Below are 7,076 nucleotides of genomic sequence, written 5' to 3'. Positions count from 1 at the left end.
CGGCGTCGGCGACCGGCCAGTCGCCGTGCAGGAGCGCGTCGAGGAGCCGGAAGACCTCCGGGCCGGGCAGGACCGAGCCGGGTGGGCGGCAGACGTCGCACACCGCGCCGCCCCCGGCGACGCTGAACGCGCGGTGCGGGCCGGGCGTGGCGCACTTGGCGCACTCCGTGATCGAGGGGGCCCAGCCCGCGTGGCTCATGGCCCGCAGCAGAAAGGCGTCGAGGATCAGGGAGGAGTCCCGTTCGCGGCCCGCGAGGGCCCGGATCGCGCCCACGAGCAGCAGGTAGACGCGCAGCGAGTCGCCGCCGCCCTCCTCGGAGACCAGCCGGTCCGCCGTCTCCAGGATCGCGCAGCCCGCCGTGTACCGGGAGTAGTCGGAGACGACGCCCGAACCGAAGGCGTCGATCGTCTGGCACTGGGTGATGACGTCCAGGCTGCGGCCCGCGTAGCACTGGACGTCGACGTGGTTGAACGGCTCCAGCCGGGCGCCCCACCGCGAACGGGTGCGCCGCACGCCCTTCGCGACCGCGCGGATCTTGCCGCAGCGCCGGGTCAGCAGCGTGACGATCCGGTCCGCCTCGCCGAGCTTCTGCACGCGCAGCACCACGCCGGTGTCGCGGTACAGGGTGCTCACCGGTGAAGCCTACGACCCGCGGGAGCCCGCCGCGTCCGCGACACTCGCCGGTGGGTCACGGCGGGGCAGGGCGGAACGGGCGCTCCACGTCCGGCCCCTTCTGCACGGTCAACGCGGTCCCGGCGGGCACCTCGTGCCAGAGCCCGGGGAGGTCGGTCAGCGGCTCGGAGACGACGGCGCGGGAGTCCTCCGCGAAGTGCTGCCACCGCTCGTCGTCGGGATAGAGCGAACGCAGCGACTCGACCTCCTCGCTGACGTAGAGGGTGTTCACCACGGGTCCGCTGGCGTACCGCGCGGCGTGCAGCCGCTCGCCGTCGGTCACCCCGACCGTCATCTGCAGCGGCTCCGCGATCCCCGCCGCGTGCCCGACGGCCTCGACGAACCCCGCCATCCGCTCGAGCCCGCCGATCGGGTCGGTCTCCATGCCGAAGGTCAGGGCCAGGAAGAACATCAGCTCCGAGTCCGTGCTGCCCCCGATCGCGCCGAACAGCTCCGGCGAGACCGCGAGCAGCAGGTCGCGCCGGATCCGGTCGAAGTCCGCGATGTAGCCGTTGTGTACGAAGAGCCAGTTGCGGTACCGGAAGGGATGGCAGTTCGTCTGCTGCACGGGGGTGCCGGTCGCGGCCCGCACGTGCGCCAGGAACAGCCCCGACCGGACCTCGCCCGCGACCTCGCGGAGGTTCGCGTCCCCCCAGGCCGGGGACTCGCTGCGGAACAGGGCCGGTTCGGGGCGCAGCCCGTACCAGCCCAGCCCCACGCCGTCGCCGTTCGCGGTGGCCATGTCCGGCGCCGCCCGCCTGCTCTGCTCGATCAGCGAGTGCGTGGTGTCGTGCACCAGCTCCCTCGGCTCGATCGGGCTCCCGTGGTACCCCAGCCAGCGACACATGGGCCCAGCATCGCCCCGTCCGCGACCCGGTGACACCGCCTCCGGTGGATCCGACCTGGGCCGTTCGGCCCTGCCGTCGATCAACTGTGGACGGCTAGCGTCCAGCGACTGTGAGCACACCCCGGCGAGTCGCGATCGCCTGCCAGGGCGGGGGCAGCCACACCGCGTTCACCGCGGGCGTGCTGGCCCGCCTGCTCCGCGCGCCGGAGCTGCGGGACCAGCAGGTCGTCGGGCTGTCCGGGACGTCCGGGGGCGCGATCTGCGCGCTGCTCGCCTGGGTGGGGCTCGCCGCGGGCAACCGGGAACGCGCGGCGACGCTGCTGGAGGACTTCTGGCGGGACAACTCCGCCCGCAACCCGTTCACGCGTCTGCAGAACGTCGGCATGGTCGCCGCGGGCGCGATGCAGGGCCTCGGCCTGCTGCCCACCACCACCCCGTACGCGATCCCGAAGCCGCTCAGCGGGGTCGACCAGTTCCGCGCGCTGCTGAGCAGGCACGTGGACTTCGACGCGATCACCGTCGACCACGCGGCCGAGCTGCCGATGCTGCTGCTCGGCGCCGTCGACGTGCTGACCGGCGAGTTCCGTGCGTTCGACAGCCGCAAGGACCGGATCACCGCGGACACCGTGCTCGCCTCTGCGGCCATCCCGACCCTGTTCCGGGCGGTCCGCACACACGGCGGGACCTACTGGGACGGGCTGTTCTCGCAGAACCCGCCGGTCCACGACCTGCTGGCCACCGACCCGGACGAGCTGTGGGTCGTCCAGATCAACGCCCCGGCGATCTCCCGCGAGCCGCGCACGCAGACCGAGATCGGCGACCGGCGCAACGGCCTCGCGGGCAACCTGTCTCTGCACCAGGAGCTGGGGTTCATCGAGGCCGTCGACCGGATGCTCGCGAAGGGCGACCTGCGAGACGACCGGGGGTACAAGCACGTCACGGTGCGGGTGATCGAGATGCCCGCCCGGCTGAGCAGCCGGTTCCTCGGGTCGGCGTCGAAGCTCAACCGGGACGTCCGGTTCCTCGACGGCCTGCAGCGGCAGGGCCGCGGGCAGGCCGACCGGTTCCGCGGAGCGCTGGCCTTCGAACGCGCGGTCGTCGCGAAGGACCCCGACGCCCTGCGGGAGGCGACCACAGAGGACGCCGTGCTCCACGCGACCGCGCCCTTCCACCCCCGATCGGGTGTTCCGTTGCGCGCTCATCTGAGTACGGTTCTCGCAGGTGGGACGGAGATCGACCCCACCCGCAAGCAGATCGCCGCGGACCGCGCCACGTGGACGCTGCGGCTGCCGGACGGTTTCGGTCGCGCCGAGGCCGACTTCACCGACGGACGGGTGTCCGGGCTCCGGCTCGGACCCGCCCTCTAGCCCTGGGGGACCCCATGACCGAAGCCTCTGTCGACCCTGACCTGCAGGCGACCGCGAAGACCGTCTGGTGGTTGGCGCTGCTGCGCGGTGTGCTGCTGGTGATCTTCGGGATCGTGGCTCTCGTCTCACCCGGCATCGCCCTCGGCGCGCTCATCCTCGTGTTCGGGATCTACGCGATCATGGACGGCCTCACGGCCGTCGTGATGGGGATCCGGACCCGCAAGAGCGAGAAGAGCTGGGGCTGGATCGTCGCCCAGGGTGTGATCTCGGTGCTCGCGGGCCTGATCGCGCTGGTCTACCCGGGCGCCACCGCCCTGAGCCTGCTGTTCGTGATCGCGTTCTGGGCGATCGTGCTGGGCGTCGCGGCGATCGCCGAGGGGATCCGCAGCCGACGGACGGACGACCGCTGGGGCTGGACCATCGCCAAGGGCGTGCTCGACGTCCTGTTCGGCATCCTGCTGCTCGTCTGGCCCGCCACCGGGATCCTCACCCTGCTCTGGCTGGTCGGGGTGTTCGCGGTCGCGGGCGGGATCGTGCTCGCCGTGCTCGCCTTCCGGATCCGGAAGCTCGCGAAAGCCGCTTGATGACGGCCGAGCCCGCCGACCCCGTCCCGCCGAGCGAGCCCACCGAGCCCCCCGAGCCCACCGGAGCGACCGAACCCACCGGGCCGAGCACCCCGACACCCGCTGCCGCCCAGCGACCCTCCCCCGCGCCCTCGTCGTCCTGCTGGCGGCGGCGTCGGTGGTCATCGTCGCCGCGGGGGTCTCCGCGGTGTCCTGGCTGGTCGGACCCCTGTTCCTGGCCCTGGTCATCGTGATCACCGTGCACCCGGTGCACGGCCGCATGGTCCGGTGGGGGCTGCCGGGCTGGGCCGCGTCGGTCGTCCTGCTGCTCTGCGTCTACGGCGTCCTGATCGTGCTGGCCGGCGTGATCGTGGTGTCGATCGCGCGGCTCGCGACCGTGCTCCCGGGATACGCGGCCGAGGGCAGCGCGTTGATCAGCGGCGCGACGGCGCGGCTCGCCGCGCTCGGGATCGGCGCGGACCAGCTCCGGGAGATCGCCGCATCGCTGAGCCCCGGCCGGCTCGTCGGGCTGGTCAGCGGCCTGCTGCTGGGCCTAACCGGCCTCCTCGGCAACCTCGTCTTCCTGCTCTCGCTGCTGCTGTTCCTGTCGGTCGAGGCCGCGGGCGTCGACCGCAGGCAGACCCTGCTCGCCGAGGACCACGCGGACGCGGCCGCCGCGCTGTCCCGCTTCGCCACCGGCACCCGCCGCTACATCGCCGTGAACACGGTGTTCGGGCTGATCACCGGCGCGGTCGACGCCGTGTTCCTCACGATCCTCGGCGTCCCGCTGGCGGTCCTGTGGGGGCTGCTGGCGTTCATCACCAACTACATCCCCTACGTCGGGTTCTGGATCGGGCTCGTGCCGCCGATGATCCTCGCGCTGCTGGTCGGCGGCTGGCCGCTGATGGTGTGGGTGGTGGTGATCTACCTCGTCGTCAACTTCGTCCTGACGTCGGTGATCCAACCCAAGTTCGTGGGCGACGCGGTCGGGCTCTCGGTCACCGTCGTGCTCATCGCCCTGGTGTTCTGGGGGTGGCTGCTCGGGCCGGTCGGGGCCGTGCTCGCCACCCCGCTGACGCTGCTGGTGAAGGTGCTCCTCGTCGACGTCGACCCCAAGGCCCGGTGGGCGAACGCGCTGCTGGGGACGACACCGCCGGTGTATCGCGCGGACCCGGACGAGGCGCTCCCAGAGGAGTCGTCAGGAGGCGGTGTCGATGGCGGAGATCAAGCCCGGCCGGCGGCAGGCCGAGATCGACGGTGACTTCGTGGTGTTCCTGATCGGTGCCCGGCTCACGCCGTCCGCCCCTCAGAAACCCAGCTTCCGCAGCTGACGGGGGTCCCGCTGCCAGTCCTTCGCCACGGTGACGTGCAGGTCCAGGTAGATCTTGGTGCCGAGCAGCGCCTCGATCTGCGCGCGCGCCGCGGTGCCGACCGCGCGGAGCCGCTCGCCCTTGTGGCCGATCACGATGCCCTTCTGGCTGGACCGCTCCACGAAGATCGTGGCGTGGACGTCGAGCATCGGGTTGTCGGCGGGCCGGTCCTCCCGCGGGATCATCTCGTCGATCGTGACGGCGATGGAGTGCGGCAGCTCGTCCCGGACGCCCTCGAGCGCGGCCTCGCGGATCAGCTCGGCGACGAGGGTCTCCTCGGGCTCGTCCGTGAGCTCGCCGTCCGGGTAGAGCGGCGGGCCCTCGGGGAGCCTGCCGACCAGCAGGTCCGAGAGGAGCTGCACCTGGAAGCCGCTCTTCGCCGAGCACGGCACGACCTCGGCGAACTCCATCAGCCCGGTCATCTGGGTGAGCCGCTCGGCGACCTGCTCGGGGTTCGCCTTGTCCGTCTTGGTGACGACGCCGACGACGGGCGTGCGGCCCGCGACGGACTTCAGCTCGTTGATGATGAACTCGTCGCCGCGGCCGACCGGCTGGTCGGCGGGCACGCAGAAGCCGATCACGTCGACCTCGGCCCAGGTCTCCCGGACGACGTCGTTCAGCCGCGAGCCCAGCAGCGTGCGCGGTTTGTGCAGGCCGGGGGTGTCCACCACGACGAGCTGCGCGTCCGGCCGGTGCACGATCCCCCGGATCGCGTGCCGGGTGGTCTGCGGGCGCGACGAGGTGATCGCGATCTTCGCCCCGATGAGGGCGTTGGTCAGCGTGGACTTGCCCGCGTTGGGCCGTCCGACGAAGCAGGCGAAGCCGGACCGGAAGTCCTCCGGCCATGATCCGAACGAGGTCATAGCGGTCCCAGGGTCTCGCCGGTGAGCTTCTGCAGGATCTCGCGGCCGATCGGCAGTGCGGCCGTCGCAGCGGGTGAGGGGGCGTTCAGCACGTGCAGGATCGACCCCGCACCGCGCCCCTGCTCGACGAACAGGAAGTCGTCCACCAGTGTGCCGTCCGCCTTCACGGCCTGGGCCCGCACCCCGGCGCCCGCGGGCACCAGGTGCTCGGCCCGGACCTCGGGCAGCATCCGCTGGATCTGGGCGACCATGGCCTTCTTCGAGAACGAGCGGTACACCTCGCCGAGCCCGTAGCGCCAGTGCCGCTGCGCGACCTTCACGGTGCCCGGGTAGGCGAGCGTGCCGAGCAGCTCCTTCGGCTTCACCGCGCCCCACGAGTAGCCCTCGCGGGCCAGGGCGAGGACGGCGTTCGGGCCTGCGTGCACGTGCCCGTCGATCCCGCGGGTCGCGTGGACCCCGAGGAACGGGAAGGCCGGGTCCGGGACCGGGTAGATCAGGCCCTTGACCAGCTCCGCCGCGTCCTCGGTCAGGCCCGAGTACTCGCCGCGGAAGGGGATGATCCGCACGCCGGGGTCGGCGCCCGCGGCCTTCGCGAGCTCGTCGGACCGCAGCCCGCCGCAGACGACCGCCTGGGCGCCGAGCAGGTCGCCGGAGTCGGTCCGCACGACCACGTCGTCGGTGCGGGGCGCCAGCCCGGTCACCGTGCGGCCGAGGTGGATCTCGCCGCCCTCCTTGGCCACGAGCTCGCCGAGCCTCTCGGCCACGGCGCGGTAGTCGCAGATCCCGGTCGACGGGACCCAGAGCGCCTCGAGCCCGCGGACGTGCGGCTCGCGCTCCCTCATGCCCTGCGCGTCCAGCCGCCGGGTCTCGACGCCGTTGGCCCGCCCCCGTCGTTCCAGCTCCGCGAGCCGGGGCAGCTCCTCGGGCTCGGTGGCCACGACGAGCTTGCCGGAGACCTTGTGCGGCAGGTCGTGCTCGCGGCAGAACGCGACGGTCTCGGCGCACCCCGCCACCGCGAGCCGCGCCTTGTACCCGCCGGGGGCGTAGTAGAGCCCGGAGTGGATCACGTTGGAGTTGTTGCCCGTCTGGTGGTCCGAGAGCCGGGGCTCGCGCTCGACCACGGCCACCGACCGTCCACTGCGGACCAGGGCGTGCGCGGTGGCGAGGCCGACGATGCCCCCGCCGACCACCACGACGTCGAACCTCGGGGTGGTGCTCACGCCGCCACCACGTGGTCAGGGGCCGAGCGGGGTGGACGGGCGCCGTGGGTCACCACGCGGGGGGTCACGCGGGCTCCAGGACGGCGACGACCTCGCCGCTGGTGTTCGCGACGATCACCGAGGCGGTCGCCGTGAGGTCGCGGACGGCGGCGACCGACGCGTCGTCGGGCTCG

General features: G+C 72.6%; 7 protein-coding genes. 3 read left to right on the top strand and 4 right to left on the bottom strand.

Translation table 11 applies throughout. The features are described from left to right. Positions 1-634 (bottom strand): DNA repair protein RecO (gene recO / locus H5J29_RS15655; protein WP_181781697.1); only part of this gene is annotated, 634 nt, incomplete at its 3' end. 55 nt (positions 635-689) lie between these two features. Next, positions 690-1,520: a class II glutamine amidotransferase gene (locus tag H5J29_RS15650; protein ID WP_181781696.1), complete on the bottom strand. Its 831-nt coding sequence runs from the start codon at positions 1,518-1,520 to the stop codon at positions 690-692. A 110-nt stretch (positions 1,521-1,630) separates the two neighbouring features. On the opposite strand from H5J29_RS15650, the gene H5J29_RS15645 reads away from it, so the two are divergent. The 3 genes from H5J29_RS15645 to H5J29_RS15635 all read left to right on the top strand — a co-directional run bounded on the left by H5J29_RS15645 (position 1,631) and on the right by H5J29_RS15635 (position 4,711). Then, positions 1,631-2,887, top strand: coding sequence for a patatin-like phospholipase family protein (locus tag H5J29_RS15645; protein ID WP_181781695.1), 1,257 nt, complete (start codon positions 1,631-1,633; stop codon positions 2,885-2,887). A gap of 14 nt (positions 2,888-2,901) precedes the next feature. Further along, entirely contained in the window at positions 2,902-3,471 is a 570-nt protein-coding gene (locus tag H5J29_RS15640; protein WP_181781694.1) for an HdeD family acid-resistance protein, read from the top strand. 157 nt (positions 3,472-3,628) lie between these two features. Further along, entirely contained in the window at positions 3,629-4,711 is a 1,083-nt protein-coding gene (locus tag H5J29_RS15635; protein ID WP_446686480.1) for an AI-2E family transporter, read from the top strand. Positions 4,712-4,756: 45 nt separating this feature from the next. Here the strand turns inward: H5J29_RS15635 and era are convergent, their stop codons facing one another. After that, positions 4,757-5,683, bottom strand: a complete 927-nt coding sequence (gene era, locus H5J29_RS15630; RefSeq protein WP_181781693.1) for a GTPase Era — start codon at positions 5,681-5,683, stop codon at positions 4,757-4,759. After that, on the bottom strand, positions 5,680-6,903 hold the full coding sequence (gene lhgD, locus H5J29_RS15625; RefSeq protein WP_312858251.1) for an L-2-hydroxyglutarate dehydrogenase: 1,224 nt from the start codon (positions 6,901-6,903) through the stop codon (positions 5,680-5,682). The genes era and lhgD overlap by 4 nt, the downstream gene beginning before the upstream one ends. Between the last annotated feature and the right edge of the window lie 173 nt (positions 6,904-7,076).

The organism is Pseudonocardia pini (genome assembly GCF_013870575.1).
Taxonomy (GTDB): domain Bacteria; phylum Actinomycetota; class Actinomycetes; order Mycobacteriales; family Pseudonocardiaceae; genus Pseudonocardia; species Pseudonocardia pini.
This window is presented reverse-complemented; position numbering and strand designations above follow the sequence as displayed.

Excerpts from the sequence above, each read along its gene's own strand:
- H5J29_RS15650 (WP_181781696.1), bottom strand. The coding sequence starts at position 1,520 with ATGTGTCGCTGGCTGGGGTACCACGGGAGCCCGATCGAGCCGAGGGAG.
- H5J29_RS15640 (WP_181781694.1), top strand. The coding sequence starts at position 2,902 with ATGACCGAAGCCTCTGTCGACCCTGACCTGCAGGCGACCGCGAAGACC.
- era (WP_181781693.1), bottom strand. The coding sequence starts at position 5,683 with ATGACCTCGTTCGGATCATGGCCGGAGGACTTCCGGTCCGGCTTCGCC.